This window comes from Geobacter sp. 60473 (assembly GCF_036323535.1).
GTDB lineage: Bacteria > Desulfobacterota > Desulfuromonadia > Geobacterales > Geobacteraceae > Geobacter > Geobacter sulfurreducens.
In genome coordinates this window covers 412573-430783 of sequence record NZ_AP028967.1, presented here as the reverse complement: position 1 = coordinate 430783, position 18211 = coordinate 412573, and the positions used below count along the sequence as shown (strand labels likewise).

The window sequence follows — 18211 nt, the reverse complement described above, 5'->3', positions numbered from 1 at the left end:
CGGACCGGCCACCGGCCCGCCGGAGATGAGGAGCGATCATGGCTACCCAGCGAGTCGTCATTGACCCCATCACCAGGATCGAAGGACACCTGCGCATAGAACTGGAAACGAGCGGCGGCAGGATCACCGACGCCTGGGCCAGCGCGACCCAGTTCCGGGGGATCGAAACCATCCTCAAGGGCCGCGACCCCCGGGACGCCTGGGCTCTGGCCCAGCGGATCTGCGGCGTCTGCACGGGCATCCATGCCATCGCCTCCGTCCGGGCGGTGGAGGATGCCCTGGACTACCCCATTCCCAGGCAGGCGGAGCTGATCCGCAGCCTCGTCACGGCCATGGGGATCGTGCAGGACCATGTCATGCACTTCTACCACCTTCACGCACTCGACTGGGTCGACGTGAAGAGCGCCCTGGCCGCCGACCCCCAGGCCGCGGCCCGCCTGGCCGCCTCGGTCTCCCCCTGGCCCAGCAACTCGGCCGCCTGGTTCCGGGAGGTGCAGCAACGGGTGGGCGCGTCCGTGTCGGGCGGCCAGCTCGGCATCTTCGCCGGCAGCTACTGGGGGCACCCCGCCTACCGCCTGCCGCCGGAAGCCAACCTCCTCGCCCTGGCCCATTACCTGGAGGCGCTCCAGTGGCAACGGGAGATCATCCGCCTCCATACCATCTTCGGCGGCAAGAACCCGCACCCCAACTTCCTGGTGGGGGGAATGGCCTGCTCCATCAACCTGGACAACCAGCTCGGCATCAACGCCGTGCGGCTCGACGAACTGACCGGGCTCATCGGCCGGGCCCGCCGCTTCGTGGAAGAGGTCTACTACCCGGATGTTCTGGCCATTGCCGGCTTCTACCGGGAGTATGCGGCCATCGGCATCTCCAGCCCCACCCTCATGGCCGTGGGCGAGAGCGCCTTTTCCTGCGCGGGCACCCCGGTGGCGGGAGAGGTGCGGGCAGGCGTCCTGGCGGACGGCGACTACGAGGAACTCCGCCCCTTCGAACCGGCCAAGATCGCCGAATTCGTGACCTCCTCCTGGTACGCCTATCCCGAGGGGGACAATGCGGGGCGGCATCCCTGGCGCGGGGAAACCGCGCCCCGTTACACCGGGCCACGCCCCCCCTATGGGCAGATCTCCGACAACGTCAAGTACACTTGGGTCAAGGCGCCCCGCTACGACGGCCGGGCAGTGCAGGTGGGCCCCAATGCCAGGATGCTCGTGGCCTGCGCCCAGGGGCACAAGGACGCAACTCGGCTGACGAACGAAGCCCTGGCCGGGCTGGGAGCCGGCCGGGAGGCCCTCAACTCGACCCTCGGCCGCACCCTCTGCCGGGCCGTCGAGTCGGTGCTCCTCTGCAACCGCATGGATGAATGGTTCCGGCAGTTTCAGGAGAGAATCCACGCCGGCGACACCACCACCTTCAACCCTGACAAGTGGGACCCGGCCACCTGGCCGAAGAGCGCCCAGGGGGTCGGCTTCACCGAGGCGGCCCGGGGTACCCTGTCCCACTGGGTGGAGATCGAGAACGGCAGGATCACCCGCTACCAGTGCGTGGTGCCGAGCACCTGGAACAGCTCGGGCCGCGACGCGAGCGGCCAGCCCGGCCCCTTCGAGCACGCCCTGGCCCACCGGGGGCACCATCCCCTCCTGGAACCCGGCCGTCCCCTGGAGGTGCTGAGAACGATCCACTCCTTCGATCCCTGCCAGTCCTGCGCGGTCCACCTGTTCGACCCGGCCGGCGGGACCATCGGCACGGTGAGTGTGTCATGAGCGAACACGAGACGCCCGAAGGCGACATCCGCATAGAGCTGGGAGACCCGGCCCCCTTTGCCGGGGAGAAGAAGCGCGAACTCCTGGTGGCCGCGGCCCTGGGAGCCCCCTTCGGGACCACGGACCCGGCCGACTTGGCCCTGCTCGGCGCCGCCTCCCGCAAGGAGGACCTGCGGCACTACGAGCAGACGGGGTATGCCCCCCTGGACCCGGGGCTGAACTACAGCATCGCCCGGGTCCGCCGTGCCGGCACCGCCCGGGAGGAACTGATCGCCCGGGGTGGACTGAACTCGATCCTCTACCTCTGCCGGGCCGATGAGTCGACCCGCTACCGGGCCGAGATGGAGGCGGGCGAGCGGATGGTCCACGGCTTCCGGCCCCTGGCCGTGGCCCATGGCGAACCGCTGTCCGAGGGGGGGGAGAAGTGGACCTTCCTGGGGTTCGTGCCGCTGCGGGCCACCCGCGAGCAAAGCCGGCGGGTCGAGGAGCCCGGCGCCTTCCGCTACGTGCCGGTCTGGGACTGGCAGCTCCGCTTCCTCCACTGGCTGGCGGTGCTCCTGATCGCCGTGCTCAGCGTCACCGGCATCCTCATGGGGAGCGGCCGCCCCGCCTACGCCGGAGCGCGGGAGAGCTCCTTCCTGTTCGGCTACCTGCGGTTCATCCACTTCGCGGCCGGGTGGTTCCTCCTCGCCACGGCCCTTATCCGCATTGCCGGCCTCTTCCTTGCCTCGAACCGCTATCAGCGATGGGACGCCCTCTTCCCGGTGAAGCCGCGGGACCTGCGCAATCTCCTGACCGTGGGCCAGAACTACCTCTTCTGCCGCTTCGACCGGGGGCCCCACTACATCGGCCACAACCCGCTCCAGCAGGTGGCGTACACCGCCATCTACGGGGTGGGCATGCTCGCGCTCCTGACCGGCTTCGCCCTCTATGCCCTCTACGCGCCGGACCACTGGCTCTTCCGCCATCTGGTCCGGATCGACACCCTGGTGGGGGTCCAGTACGTGCGGCTGGCCCACCTGCTGACAATGTGGATCTTCCTGGCCTTCATCCCCATCCACGTCTATCTGGCCATCAGGGCGGACACGGTGGAGCGGGAGGGGGCCATTTCGTCCATCATCAGCGGCGGGCGCTGGTGCCGCAGGGGGACCAGCTTCGAGGATGGTTGATCCCGAATCGCGGGGACGGGAAACCGGGCGGAGCGGACACGCCCTCTCCCGGCGCCGCTTTCGGCCGCACGGCGCCGGGACGTGCCTTCCCCCGCGGATTCGGGTTGATGTCCGGCACAGGGTACGGATGACCGTCTCCAACCCGGGGAGCATCTGTCATGACGCGTGTCGATCTGATCCTTCTTCATCCGCCGAGCATTTTCAACTTCCGCGAGCTGCCGATTTTCTACGGCCCCATCAGCGATGTCATACCCTCATCCTCCCTGTTCGAGAACTATCCCATCGGCTTCATCACCCTGTCCGAGCACCTGAACCGCAACGGCATTTCGGTCAGGGTGGTCAATCTCGCCCTGAAGATGCTCAGGGACCGCTCCTTCGATCCGGAGGCATTCATCGCCGGGCTCGACCCCGTCGCCTTCGGCATCGACCTCCACTGGCTCCCCCACGTGGACGGCAGCCTCACCCTGGCGGAACTGGTCAAGAAGCACCATCCCGGCACGCCGGTCATCTTCGGCGGCCTGTCCGCCACCTACTATCACCGGGAGATCATGGCCGATTATCCCTTCGTAGACTTCATCCTGTGCGGGGATTCCACCGAGGAGCCGCTGCGCCTGCTCATGGAGGCCATCAAAAACGGCGGCGACTTCGCCACCGTCCCCAACCTGGTCTGGCGCGACGGCCGGGGCGACGCGGTCGACAACGGCATCTCCTACCGCCCCCAGAACCTGGACCATGTCCACCTGGACTACTCCCACCCCCTGAAGATGACCGTGAAATATCACGACCCCTCCGGCTACCTCCCCTTCCGCAACTGGCTGTCGAACCCGGTCATGGCGGTCTTTTCCTGCCGTGGCTGCCTCCACGACTGCGTCTCCTGCGGCGGCTCGGCATCGGCGTTCAACAGGTTGTGCGGCCGGGACCGCCCCGCGTTCAGGTCCCCGGAGCTGCTGGCAAAGGATATCCGGGCCATAGCCGCCTGTACCGGGGCACCCGTGATGGTGGTGGGCGATCTGCTCCAGGCCGGGCGCGACTATGCCGAACGCTTCCTGCGGGCCATGAGGCGGTACCGGATCGAAAACGAAATCGCCATCGAGTTCTTCCACCCGCCCCCCGCCGAATTCGTCCGGCTGGTTTCCGACTCACTGATCAACTTCAACGTGGAGATATCCCCCGAATCCCACGAACCGCGGGTCAGGAGGGCCTTTGGCAAGAACTACGGCAACGCCGAGCTGGAGGCGTCCGTCGCGGCCCTGATCGACAGCACCTGCCGCCGTCTCGACCTGTTCTTCATGGTGGGGCTGCCGTACCAGGACTACCGCTCGGTCATGGACACGGTGGAGTATTGCGGCGAACTGCTCCGCCGGTTCGGGGAAAACGGCACGCTGCTCCCCATGATCGCTCCCCTGGCCCCCTTCGTCGATCCCGGCTGCCGGCTGTTCGAGGAGGCCGAGCGCTTCGGCTACCGGCTGTTCGCCCGGACCCTCCGAGAGCACCGGCAGGCCATGCTCATGCCCACCTGGAAGCAACGGTTGAACTACGAGACCTCCTGGATGAGCCGGGACGAGATCGTCCGGGCCACCTACGACGGCGCCCTGCGCCTCATCGAGCTGAAGGCGGCCCACGGGCTGCTGGACGGGGAGGAAGCGGACGAAATCAGGGCGCACATCCGGATGGCCGTGGCGCTCGAATGGCGCATCGAGAACGCGGACGTCATCGACGGGTCACTCCGGGAGGATATCTTCCGGTTGAACCGAATGGACCTGCTGTGCCAGAAGCATGAGCTCCAATGGCCCGTCAAGGGGCTGAAACTGAAACTGCCGAACATCCTGAGACTGCTGTTCGGCAGGTAAGGGGCAACGACCGCCATGGAACAGGACCTTCTCGCCACCATCATCGACGCCGAAACGGAGATCCGGGAGCGGATCGCCGGGGAGGAGCGGCGGGCCGCCCAGATGCTGGCAGAGTTGCGGCGCGAGCTTGACGACGAGGCGGCGCGGGAAGAGGGGCGTCTGGCGGCGGAGGTTGGCCGGGCCGTGGCGACAGCCGGGGATGATGCGCGGGAGCGGGCCGCCGATCTGGTGCGCCGCGCCGCCGCCCGGGCGGAGCAGCTGAGCCGTATCGACCAGGCAACCCTGGAGCGGCGCGTCCTCGCCTGCCTCGGACGGATCGTGCCGGAGCCGGAACCATGATCGCCAGGATGGTCAAGATCGAGATCGTGGGCCCCTCGGAACTGCTCCTGGAGGTCCTGTCCCTGCTGCGCGACCTGGAGTTGTTCCAGATCGAGCAGGACATCACCGGCTTCGTGGCGGAGGAAGACCGGGACAAGGTGCGCCCGCTCCTGCTGGACGAGAAGACCATGGCCGAACGGATCTACTGCGAGGACCTGCGGACGCGGATCGACGAACTGTTTGCCTGCCTGCCGCGGGAGGAAATGCGCCAGAGCTACCTGGACCCCGGCGACGTGCTCGAATCGGTGAACGAAACCCTCCAGCGGCACAGCGCGCTCTGCCGCGAGTGGTGCCGGAAGCGGGAGGAGCTCCGGACCGAACTGGCGGAACTGGGCGGCTACAGCGTCTTTCTCGGCGCCCTGGAGCCCCACGTGACAACCATCGCGCCTGACAGCGGCCTCGACTTCATCGGCGTGACCATTCGGGAGCCTGCGGGCGTGGCAGAACTGATGCGGACCCTGGCCCGGCTGACCGGCGACCGGTTCCAGCTGCTCACGGTCAAAGCCGGGAACGGCACCCTGATCGGCCTGATCACCATGGAAAAGGACCTGGCCGCCAAGGTGCGCGGCATCCTCGGGGAGCAGCACGTGCCGGAGATGACCTTTCCGCCGGAGTTGGCCCGGATGCCGTTCCCGGAGAAGATCCGCCATCTGCGCGCCCGGACGGCCGAGGTCACCGCCGGGATTGCGGCCATCGACGGAGAGCTGGCCCGGTTCGCCCGGCGCTGGGGGGCCATCTACGCGCGGGTGAGGAGCTGGCTCGACGAGCGGCTGGCGCTGCTGGGGAACACGGTCCACCTTCACCGGACCGGCATGTGCTTCTTCATCCACGGCTGGACCCCGGCAGCCGAGGTGCCGCGCCTCACCGGCGAGATCCGGACGAAATTCGGCGGCGCAGTGCTCGTGGAGGAGAAGCAGATTCTGGAGCAGGACCTGGACCTGGTACCGGTCACCCTGCGCAATCCTCCCCTGTTCCGCCCCTTCGAGCTCTTTGCCCGGCTCCTCCCCCTGCCCCGCTACGCCTCCTTCGACCCGACCCCCTTCATCGCCGTCTGCTTCCCCCTCTTCTTCGGCATGATCCTGGGCGATGCCGGCTACGGCCTCGTGCTCCTGATCCTTGCCCTGATCCTGGGGCGGGTCTTCAGGCAACGGGAAACGGTGCGGGACGCCACCCGGATTCTCCTGGTCTCCTCCTGCTACACCATGCTGTTCGGCATCCTGTACGGCGAATTCTTCGGCGAGGTGGGGGCAGGACTCCTGGGGATGAAAGAAGGGTTCATCGTGGAGCGGCGGCAGGCCATCGTGCCGATGCTCTGCTTCGCCCTGTCCGTGGGGCTGGCGCACATCCTGCTCGGCCTGCTGCTGGGGTTCATCACCGCCCTCAGGCGCAAAACCGGCCGCGAGGCCATGTTCAAGCTGGTGAACATCCTCGCCATCCTCTGTCTCGTGGTGCTGGCCCTCAGCCGGATGGAGATCGTCCCCCGGCTCCTGACCAGGCCCCTGGCCCTGATCCTGATCTTTCTCATCCCGTTCCTGTTCTTCTCGGGGGGGGTCCTGGCCCCCCTGGAACTGCTGAAGAGCATCGGCAACATCGTGTCCTACGCCAGGATCATGGCCATCGGGCTCGCCTCCGTGCTCTTGGCCCGGGTGGCGAACCGCTTTGCCGGCATGACCGGCAACGTGGCGATCGGAGTGCTGCTGGCGGTCATCTTTCATGCCGTCAACATCGTGCTCGGCGTCTTCTCGCCCGCCATCCACGCCCTCCGCCTGCACTACGTGGAGTTCTACAGCAAGTTCATGGTGCCGGGGGGAAGGAAGTTCGAACCGCTGCGCAAGGGGTAGGGAGGCGCGGCACCCGCCCCCGCCCGGCAGCCCGGTGCCAAGGAGGATGCAATGGAAAAGGTCTATCTGGCTCTTGCCGCGGCCCTGGCGGTGGGGCTCTCCGCCCTGGCCACGGCCTGGGCCCAGTCCAAGATCGGCAGCGCCGGCGCCGGCACGCTCGCGGAGAAGCCCGAGCTGAGCGGCACGGTCATCATCCTGGTGGCCATCCCCGAAACCATGGTGATCCTCGGGTTCGTGGTGGCCATCACGATCCTGACCATGTGACGGAGACGGCGGTGGGTACGGCGGAACTGCTGGCAGCCCTGCGCAGCGAAGGGAAGCGGAAGGAGGAGGCGATCCGGCACCGGGCCGGGGAAGAGGCGGCCCGGCTCAGGGAGGAGGCCGCCCTGGGGCTGGCCCGCCTGCGCGAAATGCACCTGCAGGAGCAGGAACGTCTCATTGCGGCGCAGGAACGGGCCATCCTGGCCGAGGCGGAACGGGCGGCACGGCGGGTGCGGCTGGTCGCGGAAGAAGAGATGGCGAGCCGGCTCCATGACCTGGCGCGGCGCCTTCTGCCCCGGCTCAGGGACGGGGACTATCCTGCCGCCTTTGCCCGTCTGGCCGCGGAGCTTCCCCCCCTGGAGTGGGAGACGGTGCGGGTCAACCCGGCCGACGGAAAGCGGGCCGCCGTCCTCTTCCCCGGCGCGCGCATCGAGACCGACCCCGCCATCAGCGGCGGCGTGGAGGCGATCACTGAGGGGGGACGGATGCGGGTCGTCAACACCCTGGAGAAGCGACTGGCTCGGGGCTGGCCAGACATCCTCCCCCACCTCCTGGCGGAGGCGGCGACCGATGCCTGACCTGACCGCACTGCTTGCCCGGCCCGTCGGAGAAGGGTACCCCACCGAGTACCTGACGGCGCGGGTCAGGGGACGCCGCGCGCGCCTCGTTGCCGGGGCTCTCCGCACCGGGACGGAGGCGGCCATGCCGGCGGACCGGGCCCGGCGGAGGATGCGGCAGGAGTTCCGCTGGGCTTATGGCCAGATGAACCGGGAGATGCGGGCGGTCTTTGCCCCGCTCTTCCTCTGGTTCGAGCTGGGGACCATCCTCACCTGCCTCCGCTTCCGCCGGGGGGGCGACCGGGACGGGGCCGACGCCGCCCTTTCCGCCAGCCTCCTGGCCCCGGCAGTGCGGCAGGCCCTGACCGGAGGGCAGGGTCCGCCGGAAGCGGCGGCTGCCCTGGGCGCGCTCCTGGCGGACCTCGACGCCCGGCTCCGCGATCTGGGCACCCTCTACCGGGACCAGGGGGGACGGATGCTCGAACAGCGGCTGGCCACCCTCTTTCTGGAGCGGATGGGGGAACTTCCCCTCCACCCCCTGGTGGCGGCGTTCTTCCGCGCCCTGACCGACGTGCAGAACCTGGTCACCCTTGCTAAGCAGATCCGCTGGGACCTGCGGGAGCCCCGGTCCTTCATCCGCGGGGGAACCATCGCGCCGGAGCGCCTGGAGCGGGCGCGCGACAAGGGGACCGGCGCCGGGCTCGCCGCCCTGCTGGCCTCCCTGCCGGGCATGGGCCCCCTGCCGGCGGACACGGCCACTCCCGGGCCGCTCCTGCTCCGCTGGCTCACCGGGAGAATGCGGGCACTGGGAAGAGACCCCCTGGGGCCGGGCCCCATCCTCGACTATCTCTGGCGCTGCGCCGTCGAGGCGCGCAACCTGGGGCTCATCTGCCGCTTCGGGGAGGCGGAGGACGAACTCCGCGGGGAGCTGATCCGGTGAAGAGGATCGTTTTCATTACCCCGGCCGATGCCCGGTACGGCTTCAGCCTTGCCGGAGCGACCCAGCTCACGGCAGCGCCGGCCGAGGCCGAGGCCGCGGTCCGGCAGGCCATGGCCGATCCGGAGTGCGGCCTGGTCGTCATCGACGAGCGGCTCCTGCCCGGCATCGGCGAGGAGCGCTTCCAGGAGATGGAGCGGCGGTGGTTCGGCGTGCTCATTGTCCTCCCCGCCCCGGAAGCGGCGGGAAAAGAGGAGGAAGATTACGCGGCCCGCCTCATTCGCCGGGTGATCGGCTACCATGTGAGGCTCATGCCATGACCGGACGCATCCTGGGCATAGCGGGACCGACGGTGACGGTGGACATCTCCGGGCTCAGGCTCTACGACATGGTCCGGGTGGGGACCGCCGGGCTCATCGGCGAAGTGGTGCGCCTGGAGCGGGGGCGCGCCGTGGTGCAGGTCTACGAGGACACCCGGGGGCTGGCCGTGAACGAGCCCGCGGCCGGCATGGACGCCCCCCTCTCGGTCCAACTGGCGCCGGGGCTCCTGGGCGGGATGTTCGACGGCCTCCAGCGTCCCCTCCGGCGACTGGAGGAACTGGCCGGCCCCTTTGTCGCGGCCGGGCGGGAGGTCTTCCCCCTGGACCGGGACCGGACCTGGGTCTTCACCCCGGCCGGGAACGCGGGGGACGAGGTAGCCGCCGGCGACCTTCTGGGCCACGTGGCCGAGGGAACATTCCGGCACCCCGTCACGGCACCACGGGGGGGACGGATCGAACGCCTGCACGCGGGGGAATTCCGCCTGGCCGACCCCATCGGCCGGATGGCCGACGGCCGGGACATCTTCGCGATCGCCCCCTGGCCCGTGCGCCGACCGCGCCCCTACCGCAGGAAGCTCTCCCCCACCCTGCCGCTGGTGACCGGCCAGCGCACCATCGACTTCCTTTTCCCCGTGGCCCGGGGCGGCACGGCCATTTTCCCCGGCGGCTTCGGCACCGGCAAGACCATCCTGGAGCAGTCCATCGCCAAGTTCGCCGACGTGGACATCGTGGTCTACGCGGGGTGCGGCGAGCGGGGGAACGAGATGGCGGAACTGCTGGAGGAATTCGTCACCCTGGCGGATCCCTGGAGCGGCCGCCCCCTGATGGAGCGGACCATCGTGGTGGTCAACACCTCCAACATGCCGGTGGCAGCCCGCGAGGCATCCATCTACACCGCCGTGAGCATGGCCGAGTACTACCGGGACATGGGCTGCCACGTGCTCCTCCTGGCGGACAGCATCTCCCGCTGGGCCGAGGCGCTGCGGGAGATTTCCTCATCCCTGGAGGAGATGCCCGGCGAAGAGGGCTACCCCACCTACCTCTCGTCCCGGCTGGCCGCCTTCTTCGAGCGGGCCGGGGTGGTGGAGACCCTGGGCGGGACGGTCGGCTCCCTCTCCATGATCCTCTCTGTTTCCCCGCCCGGCGGCGATTTCACCGAACCGGTCACCCAGGCGTGCCTGCGCACGGCAGGGGTCTTCTTCATGCTCGACACCGCCCTCGCCCACCGCCGCCACTTCCCGGCCATCAACTGGTTCCAGAGCTACTCCCTCTATGAGCCGGAGATGGTGGCCCACTTCGACGGCCAGGTCTCACCCCGCTGGAGCGAGGTCAGGCGGCGCTGCCGGGAAATCCTCCAGCGGGAGGAGGCCCTGCGCGAGGTGGCAGAGATCGTCGGCATCGAAGGGCTCCAGGATGCCGACCGCCTGCTGATGAAGGTGGCGGAGCGGATCAGGCACGAGTTCCTCTCCCAGAACGCCTACACGGACGACGCCTTTTCCGCCCCGGACCGGACCCTGGCGCGAATCACGGAGATCGTGGCGTTCCACGACCGGGCCGGGGAGCAGCTGAAGCAGGGGGTGTTCCCGGACGAGCTCCCGAAGGGATAGGCCCGCGAACGGGAGCCAGGAGGCGCCATGCGACTGCCCGAGCATCGTTACCGCACCATTTCCTCCATCAGAGGGCCGCTCCTGTTCGTGGAAAAGGTCTTCGCGGCCCGCATGGGCGAAGTGGTGCGCATCGCCTGCCCCGGCGGCGAAACGGCCGAAGGGGAGATCCTGAAGATCGACGGGGACACCGCGCTGATCCAGGTTTTCGGCGAAACCCGCGGCCTGGGCCTGGACGCAGACGTCGCCTTCACCGACGCGATCCGGCAGGCCCCCCTGTCCGCGGACGTGATCGGCAGAGTCTTCAACGGCTCCTTCATCCCCATCGACGGCGCCCCCATGTTCGTGCCCGAGCAGTGGGCCCCCATCACCGGCGCCCCCATCAACCCCACGGCCCGGGCGCGGCCCGAGGAGTTCATCGAGACCGGCCTCACCGCCATCGACGCCCTCAACACCCTGGTCAAGGGGCAGAAGCTGCCCATCTTCTCCAGCGCCGGCCTGCCGGCCAAGGAGATGACCGCTGCCATCGTGCGCAACGCGCGCCTCGCCGGGGGAGGCGCCTTTGTGGTGGTCTTCGTGGCCCTGGGGCTCCCCCACCACGAGTACGCCTTCTACATGCAGGTCCTCGCCGACATGGAAGGGGACTTCACGGCCTTCATCAACCGGGCCGGCGAGCCGGTCATGGAGCGCCTCCTGGCGCCCCGCTTCGGCCTCGCCGTGGCCGAGCACCTGGCCTTTGCCCGCGGCATGGACGTGCTGGTGGTCATCACCGACATGACCAACTACTGCGACGCCCTGCGCGAAGTCTCCACGGCGCGGGAGGAGCTTCCCGGCCGGCGCGGCTATCCCGGCTACATGTACTCGGACCTGGCCTCGCTCTACGAACGGGCCGGACGGATCAAGGGGATGCCCGGCTCGGTCACCATGCTGCCGGTGGTGACCATGCCCGAAGACGACATCACCCACCCGATCCCGGACCTGACCGGCTACATCACCGAAGGGCAGATCGTCCTCTCCCGGGAGCTGCACCAGAAGGGGGTCTTCCCCCCGGTGGACGTCCTCCCCAGCCTGTCCCGCCTCATGCAGCGGGGGATCGGCAGCGGCCGCACCCGGCAGGACCACCGCCGCATCGCCGATCTCCTCTACAAGCAGTACGCCAAGGGGCGCGACCTGCGCCGCCTGGAGGCCATCGTGGGCCGCGAGGGAATGATGGGGAGCGACCGGCTCATGCTCGACTTTGCCGACGCCTTCGAGCGGGAGCTGATCCACCAGGGCGCGGCGCGGCGGGACATCAACGCCAGCCTGGACGGGGGGCTCGCCCTTCTCGGGCGCTTTCCGGCGGAGGCCCCATGATCCACCCGACCCGCACCAACCTGCTCCTGCTCAAGGACAAGGGGCGCGCCGTCAGCGGCAGCATCGGCATCCTCAAGGCGCGGCGCCTGGCGCTCATCCGGGAGTTCCTGGCCGCCACCCTCCCGTTCATGCGCTCCCGGGACGAAGTCAGGGCGGCCTATGCCCGGGCGCTGCGGGAACTGCACCTGAGCCTCGGCATCGAAGGGGACGAATTCGCGGAATCCCTCGAACGGATCGCCCCCCGGGACCTGGGGGTGGAGATCGTGGACCGGAGCGTCATGGGGCTTCACTACCGGGATGTGGGATTCCGGGGCGAGGTGGTCCGGTCGCCCCCGGAGCGGGGCTATGACTACCGGCTCACCACCCCCCACCTGGAGGAGGCGTTGCACCTGTTCGAGACCATCCTGGGAGAAATGCTGGATATCGCCGCCTACGAGAGCAGGCTGAAGCGGCTCGGCAACGAGATCGTCCGCACTACGCGGCGGATCAGGGTACTTGAGGAGCGGATCCTTCCCGGCCTGCGCCGGGAGATCCGGGAAATCGGCCACTACATCGGCGAGCGTGAGCGCGAATCACACTACCGGCTCAAGCGGTTCAAGGAGCTGCTCACCGGCGGAGGCGGAGGGTGCCGCACCGCCCCGTGAAGCGCGCGGGGGACGGAGAGATGGTCACCGACCCATTCCTCATCGGCTCCGGGCTCAGGAGCCTGCGCAGACGACGGTGTCTGCTCTGGGCAGTCATCCTCCTCTACGTGCCGGAGATCTGGGTCACCCTCGCCTGGACCCATTCCGGCAGGGCCGCGCTCATCACCTTCTACGTCTGGTTCCTGTTCCTCTGGAACACGGTGATCCTGGTGGCGTTCACCAGGTGCCCCCGCTGCCGGAACTACTACCACATCAAGTTTGCATTTCCCCTCTACTTCAGGCACTGCAGGCACTGCGGGCTGGCGATCGACGCGGACAAGCGGGGGACATTGTGATGCGGCCCGGCCGGCTCACAACGCACACAGCGGGAGGAGCCCATGCCCCTCCCGCTGTTGTGTTACTGCACCCTGCCGTTCAGGCCGCTCTCAGTACTTCGGATAGAAGCGGAGCACGAACTGGTTCGGGGTCGGCCAGGAGGCGTTCAGCTTGTTGACCGTGATGTAGTAGTTGACGCCCAGGTTGGCCAGGTCTTCGATGGGGCCGGTCAGGTACAGCCGGTTGGACTGCCAGGACGCCAGCACGTCGGCCGGAACCGGCTTCTTGATACCGTCCGAGGGATAGGGGAGGCCGTTGGCGTCCAGACCGGCCTGGCTGCGGTAGGTCACCCAGGTCCCTTCGCAGTAGCCCGTTTCCGCGACCGGATCGGTCACCACGAAGTTGCCGTCGCAGTTGGCCATGAGCAGGTTGTCGGTGTTGATGTTGTCGTCATTGTCATAGTAGTAGGCCCAGGGCACGCCGGACAGGTTGTTCCAGTCGCCGAACAGCGCATAGTAATTGGAGGAGATCAGGCCGGTGTCGAGCCCGTCTTCCGTGGCATTGAGCAGGTAGCTGAAGCGGTAGTTCGGATCAAAGTAGCCGGTGGTCGGGTGGTTCTTGTCGGCGGGGCCGGCAAGCCCCTGGGCGAACAGGGCCGACAGGACTTCGGCGGACTGAACGGCGGACGAGGTGGTGGTGAAGAATCTCCCTTTCTTGTCGGTGAAGCCGAGGCCGTCACCGGACTTGGACTTGGTGAACACGCCGTTCACCATGAAGCCCAACTCGGCCCGGAAGCCTTTCCACTTTCTCACATCGCCGTCGGTCAGCTTCTGCATGGAGTTGTAGATGCTGGTATTGGTGTCGGTCGCCACCTTGAAATACACGTCGATGGGCTGGCCGTTGGTCCCCTTCACCTTCCAGCGCTTGCTGGACTGGAGCGGGTCCGAGCACATCTTGTCGGAGAAGTCGTAGGGGTTGTAGCCGGTGGTCATGATGCACTTGAGACCGGTCACGTCGTCCTTGTTGACGACCTTCATGCCGGGCGCCTTGACGTCGGTCTCTTTCCAGGTGATCACGCCGTTCGTGGCAGTCTTGGCCGGGCTGGTGAAGAGGGTGCTGGTGTAGGTCACATACTCGGTATAGGGGGCAGGCGCCACCGTCACGTTGCTCATGTCCCACCCGGTGATGGTGCCGGCCCAGGCGGCCGAAGCGGCAACAGACAACGATACTCCCAGCAGTGCGGACAGCTTCTTTGCAGTTTTGCTTCTCGACATGATGTTCTCCTTTTCTTCGTGTGGTTGAGGTTGCTTCGTGCATCTCCCTGCCCGGGGGAAGCGGATATCGCGCCCCCCTGCTGCTTCCAATGAAAAACCCTTTCCAGCACCCTCCTTTCCGGTGTGCGACCGAATTCTCCAGTTCTGACAGGCGCCGGGCCGGGGCGCGACTCACGCTGCCCGGCGGCTGTAATCAGTGATCATGCTTGCCCTGTTCAGCAATGGGCATACCAATCCGACCACAATCTTCAACACATTGATATGTATCGAGTTTTTGGAAATAAACGGAAAATCCGGGCCCGAACCCAGGCAACCATGGTTGCCTCGATCTCAGGTTGTCCTGCCGATGGAGCCGTAACGGGGACAGTGGTGGAGGATGCTGCGCCGGCCAGGCATCATGCGGGCGCAATTCATATAACACCTTGTAGTTACTGGCAAAACACGGGGAATGTGCCACATGTGCCATCCGACACGCACGCGACACGAAAAGGAACGCAACGGATACCCGCAACCAGGGTTGCAGGGTGCAACCAGGGTTGCGGGGGTTTGTGCGGAGGGTTCGCTACTTCGTGCCCATCAGCGCAAAATAGCTGGTCATCAGGTTCCGGTAGTTCGGAATGTGGTTGGAAAACAGCCTGCCCAGGCCTTCGATGTCGTTGCGCCAATCACGGTGCAGTTCGCAGGCCATGCCGAACCAGTTCATCAGCTGCACGCCCGCGGCCTGCATCCGCAGCCATGCCGTGTGGCGGGTCACCTCGTTGAAGGTGCCCGAGGCGTCGGTAATCACGAAGACCTCGTACCCTTCCTCAACGGCGGACAGGGCGGGGAATGCCACGCAGACCTCGGTGACCACGCCGGCGATGATCAGTTGCCGGCGCCCGGTCTTTTTCACGGCGGCCACGAACTCCTCGTTGTCCCAGGCATTGATGTTGCCGGGGCGGGCGATGTAGGGCGCGTCCGGGAACATCTCCTTCAGCTCGGGCACGAGCGGCCCGTTGGGGCCGTTTTCGAAGCTGGTGGTGAGGATGGTCGGCAGGTTGAAGTATTTGCCGCAGGCAGCGATGGCCAGCACGTTATTCTTGAACTCGCCGGGCGAAAAATCCTGGACCAGCGAGATGAGCCCCGCCTGGTGGTCCACCAGCAACAGCGCGGCATCGTCTTTGGAAAGACGGGTGTACTTGTATGGTGCGTTCATGATGGTCTCCTTTCCCGTGGTGAGTCAGGAGCGGTGAAGCGGATGGCGCTGACCGCCCCCACCTGCTTCAAGTATATCACCGGGCCGACGCGACGCTCCCGGCCCCAATCATACGGCAGGGGCCGGATCGCCTCCTTGTCAGCTCCCCCCGCCCGATGCCGGCCCGCAGACCTCGTCCGCCAGCGCCGGGTCGATGGCCACGGGGCGCGGCTGCCAGGAGGGATCGAGCCGTTGCATGCCACCGACGAATTCGGCCGAGCCCATCAGCAGGTACCCGGCCGCGGCGCGGAGCAGGTCCACGGTCTTGGCCGGCAGCGCGAACGACGTGGGCAGCGCCTGCAGGCAGAGGCGCAGGCGCGGGTCGGGGATATCGTCAAAGGTCAGCTCGGTAAAGGTGAAATCGGTCACGATCGGATTCGGGATCGGCAGGGCCGACGGGCACTCCTGCCCCAGCCGCCGGTTGCAGGAATCCACTGTCCGGGCCAACTGGCGCATCTGCTGAAAATGGCCGTCGACCATCTCTACGCTGTCAAAGGAGACGTCGTCCATGGGGCCGTTCAGGGCGACATCGAGGACGGCGCCGATCCCCGGCGGCGCGCTCTCGGCGTCCCAGCTCCGCTGCTTGGTCGTCTTGGCGTTGGCCGCGATCACCATCAGCCGCCCCAGCCGGTTCAGGTTGGCGTAGCGGAGGATGCTCCACGCGCTGTCCGTGGTGGTGACCGCCTGGAACGGCCCCCTGAGCCCCAGGTTGTCCGACAGGCCGCCGTCCAGGAGGTGGGCGTAGAGCCGGTCGGGCTCGCGGTACGACCGGGCGGCCATGGCGTCGGCCACGCGGCGCTTCGGGTTGCTCTCCCGGTCCAGGCCCAGCCCGATCCATTCGGGGAGTGGTCCGCACGGCTCCTTGTGGATGGTCAGGGTGAGCGGGGCAAAGGCCACCGGGAAATTGGACGAGGCGGCCACGGCCCGGGCGACCGAGACCCCGGCCAGGTCCGAGCAGAGCAGGTCGAACTGGTCCTGGGTGAACTCGAACCGGTGGGCGATGCTGATGTCCGTGGCGTTCAGCACCAGGAACGGCGCCCTCTTCCCGGGCGCGGCGGCCAGGTCGGCAAAGGTCTTGCCCCCGAAGACCGTGTCGTTGTAGTACTCCTCCGCCATGTCGATCCGGCTGAAATCCGGCGAGGCCAGGCGCCACCAGTTGTAGGGGTTGAACAGGCGCCGCACGAGCCCGCCCTGGATGTCTCGGTAGAGGAACGTACCCGGAAAATCGTCGAAGAACCGGTCCGGGTAGAGCGCGTAGTAGGCCGAGGTGAAGCTTCCGCCGGAAACCGACGAGATGATCTCCACGTCGTCCAGGAGCCGGTGCCTGGCCCCGTCCCGGCCGGTGTACTCGACCCTGTTCAGCTCCTCCATCAGGCCGAAGGAAAAGGCTGCCGCACGGGTGCCGCCGCCCGAGAACGCCAGCAGCACAAAGGGCTTGTCCGCCGTGGGCTGGGGCCTGACCACGCTGTAGCGGTAGCCCGCTTCCGTTGAAACGGCCGCCAGCCGGGGATTCTCCGGGTAGTGGGCGCAGCCCCCCGCCACGAGCGCCGCGCCGGCCAGGAACAGCCTCAGCCCTCTGGCCGTCACACGCATTGGAACGCCACCTCCAGGGGCGCCACCGGGTCGGTGTTTCTGATTACCACGGTCTGTTGAGGCGGGATGCAGGTCTTGCCCGCAGGGCAACGGAGCGCCACGGTATGGCGGCCCGGGTTGCACTGCTTGGCCTGCAGTACCCCCGCGTCGTCCTTGTTGGGGCCCTGGTCAACGCCGTCGAGGATCACGGTGCCGGTTTCGGGGCAGGGGCAGACGAAGAACTCCATGGGCATCTCCTTTCGTGGTTGCGGGAAAGGGGCGGTAGAGGCGGTCGCTGCCGAACGGCGGGGTGTGCCCCGGCCGTTCCGGCGAGCCCTTGTCTTCGTTTGGTATCGGGAGGATGGGAAAGATACCGGCCGGCTCGCTGCAGCCGGTATCATCAGTATACCCGGTTTGTGGGGGAATACAGAGGGAGGAACTGCGCAGAGTCAGTAGTGGTGGGAGGGCATGAGGTTTTCTTTCTCCCCGCTGTTCAGCAAGCCGGCCGAATCATTGCCTGTCTTGTTGATTTCATAACGGAGTTCAACCATTCCGGGCCCCATCTGGTGAACAGACATCAGGCGAAGCACTGGACTTAAAACCCTTCGGGGGAACAGCGGCTTGCCTTGCCCCAGTGTGGCCGAGCCAACCTGGACGATTACCTCATCAAGCAATCCGGCGTCGTAAAACTGCCCCGCCACATCACCCCCGCCGACAATCCAGATATTCTTTTCTTTCGCCGCAGCACGAATCTCGTCCGCCACTTTCACCACATCGCCCCGGGCAAATCTGACGTCCGCCCCTTCTGCTACAGGAAGAGTGCGATGTGTAAATATCCAGGCAGGCTGCGTATACGGCCACGGCGATCCGGTCTCAGCAGCAACCGCGTCGGCGTTTCGGAGAATCCACTCATAGGTGGAAGAGCCCATCACCAAAGCTCCGACCTCTGCAATGAATTCCGGATAACTGGAGTCCTCCACCCTCGCCAGCGGAAATAGCCAGTCCAGTGAATCGCTTTCAGTCGCAATGTATCCGTCCAATGTTGACGCAACATAGTACTGTGTTTTCACAAGTAGAACTCCTTCGTCACGTTTCACGATAGCGAGCCGGAATCCAGCGGGAAAACCAGGGACGCTCCCCGA

The 18211-nt window shown here is 67.0% G+C and carries 18 protein-coding genes; 13 read left to right on the top strand and 5 right to left on the bottom strand.

The features are described 5' to 3' along the window. Window positions 1–38: 38 nt before the first annotated feature. The 13 genes from AABA48_RS01985 to AABA48_RS01925 all read left to right on the top strand — a co-directional run bounded on the left by AABA48_RS01985 (window position 39) and on the right by AABA48_RS01925 (window position 13009). Complete coding sequence (locus tag AABA48_RS01985) at window positions 39–1760, top strand: nickel-dependent hydrogenase large subunit (protein ID WP_338270897.1); 1722 nt, start codon at window positions 39–41, stop codon at window positions 1758–1760. Beyond that, window positions 1757–2929, top strand: coding sequence for a Ni/Fe-hydrogenase, b-type cytochrome subunit (gene cybH, locus AABA48_RS01980; protein ID WP_338270896.1), 1173 nt, complete (start codon window positions 1757–1759; stop codon window positions 2927–2929). Before AABA48_RS01985 ends, cybH begins: the two co-directional genes overlap by 4 nt. 158 nt (window positions 2930–3087) lie before the next feature. Then, window positions 3088–4779 (top strand): TIGR04190 family B12-binding domain/radical SAM domain protein, encoded by a 1692-nt coding sequence (locus tag AABA48_RS01975; RefSeq protein ID WP_286351870.1) that lies wholly within the window; start codon window positions 3088–3090, stop codon window positions 4777–4779. Window positions 4780–4794: 15 nt separating this feature from the next. Continuing rightward, a complete protein-coding gene (locus AABA48_RS01970; protein ID WP_338270893.1) occupies window positions 4795–5118 on the top strand; it encodes a hypothetical protein in 324 nt (107 codons plus the stop codon). After that, on the top strand, window positions 5115–6998 hold the full coding sequence (locus AABA48_RS01965) for a V-type ATP synthase subunit I (RefSeq protein ID WP_338270892.1): 1884 nt from the start codon (window positions 5115–5117) through the stop codon (window positions 6996–6998). The genes AABA48_RS01970 and AABA48_RS01965 overlap by 4 nt, the downstream gene beginning before the upstream one ends. A gap of 51 nt (window positions 6999–7049) precedes the next feature. Continuing rightward, complete coding sequence (locus tag AABA48_RS01960) at window positions 7050–7262, top strand: ATPase (protein WP_039643351.1); 213 nt, start codon at window positions 7050–7052, stop codon at window positions 7260–7262. A gap of 11 nt (window positions 7263–7273) precedes the next feature. Then, entirely contained in the window at window positions 7274–7837 is a 564-nt protein-coding gene (locus AABA48_RS01955) for a hypothetical protein (RefSeq protein ID WP_338270890.1), read from the top strand. After that, window positions 7830–8756, top strand: a complete 927-nt coding sequence (locus tag AABA48_RS01950; protein WP_338270888.1) for a V-type ATPase subunit — start codon at window positions 7830–7832, stop codon at window positions 8754–8756. The genes AABA48_RS01955 and AABA48_RS01950 overlap by 8 nt, the downstream gene beginning before the upstream one ends. Continuing rightward, on the top strand, window positions 8753–9073 hold the full coding sequence (locus AABA48_RS01945) for a V-type ATP synthase subunit F (RefSeq protein WP_338270887.1): 321 nt from the start codon (window positions 8753–8755) through the stop codon (window positions 9071–9073). The genes AABA48_RS01950 and AABA48_RS01945 overlap by 4 nt, the downstream gene beginning before the upstream one ends. Then, window positions 9070–10680, top strand: a complete 1611-nt coding sequence (locus tag AABA48_RS01940) for a V-type ATP synthase subunit A (RefSeq protein ID WP_338270886.1) — start codon at window positions 9070–9072, stop codon at window positions 10678–10680. The genes AABA48_RS01945 and AABA48_RS01940 overlap by 4 nt, the downstream gene beginning before the upstream one ends. Before the next feature lie 27 nt (window positions 10681–10707). After that, window positions 10708–12030, top strand: coding sequence for a V-type ATP synthase subunit B (locus tag AABA48_RS01935; RefSeq protein ID WP_286351863.1), 1323 nt, complete (start codon window positions 10708–10710; stop codon window positions 12028–12030). After that, the gene (locus AABA48_RS01930) at window positions 12027–12674 is read left to right on the top strand and encodes a V-type ATP synthase subunit D (RefSeq protein WP_286351862.1); all 648 of its coding nucleotides are present in this window, start codon (window positions 12027–12029) and stop codon (window positions 12672–12674) included. The genes AABA48_RS01935 and AABA48_RS01930 overlap by 4 nt, the downstream gene beginning before the upstream one ends. Continuing rightward, the gene (locus tag AABA48_RS01925) at window positions 12656–13009 is read left to right on the top strand and encodes a hypothetical protein (RefSeq protein ID WP_286351861.1); all 354 of its coding nucleotides are present in this window, start codon (window positions 12656–12658) and stop codon (window positions 13007–13009) included. The genes AABA48_RS01930 and AABA48_RS01925 overlap by 19 nt, the downstream gene beginning before the upstream one ends. 90 nt (window positions 13010–13099) lie before the next feature. Here AABA48_RS01925 and AABA48_RS01920 read toward each other — a convergent pair whose 3' ends face one another. From AABA48_RS01920 to AABA48_RS01900, 5 genes are all read right to left on the bottom strand, one after another. Next, entirely contained in the window at window positions 13100–14263 is a 1164-nt protein-coding gene (locus AABA48_RS01920) for a choice-of-anchor F family protein (RefSeq protein ID WP_286351860.1), read from the bottom strand. Between the two features lie 562 nt (window positions 14264–14825). Then, entirely contained in the window at window positions 14826–15458 is a 633-nt protein-coding gene (gene ycaC / locus AABA48_RS01915) for an isochorismate family cysteine hydrolase YcaC (RefSeq protein ID WP_010943220.1), read from the bottom strand. Between the two features lie 138 nt (window positions 15459–15596). Next, window positions 15597–17090: a patatin-like phospholipase family protein gene (locus AABA48_RS01910; RefSeq protein WP_286351859.1), complete on the bottom strand. Its 1494-nt coding sequence runs from the start codon at window positions 17088–17090 to the stop codon at window positions 15597–15599. After that, window positions 17081–17317, bottom strand: a complete 237-nt coding sequence (locus AABA48_RS01905; protein ID WP_286351858.1) for a hypothetical protein — start codon at window positions 17315–17317, stop codon at window positions 17081–17083. Before AABA48_RS01905 ends, AABA48_RS01910 begins: the two co-directional genes overlap by 10 nt. A 201-nt stretch (window positions 17318–17518) precedes the next feature. Further along, the gene (locus AABA48_RS01900) at window positions 17519–18139 is read right to left on the bottom strand and encodes a dihydrofolate reductase family protein (protein ID WP_286351857.1); all 621 of its coding nucleotides are present in this window, start codon (window positions 18137–18139) and stop codon (window positions 17519–17521) included. Window positions 18140–18211: the final 72 nt, after the last annotated feature.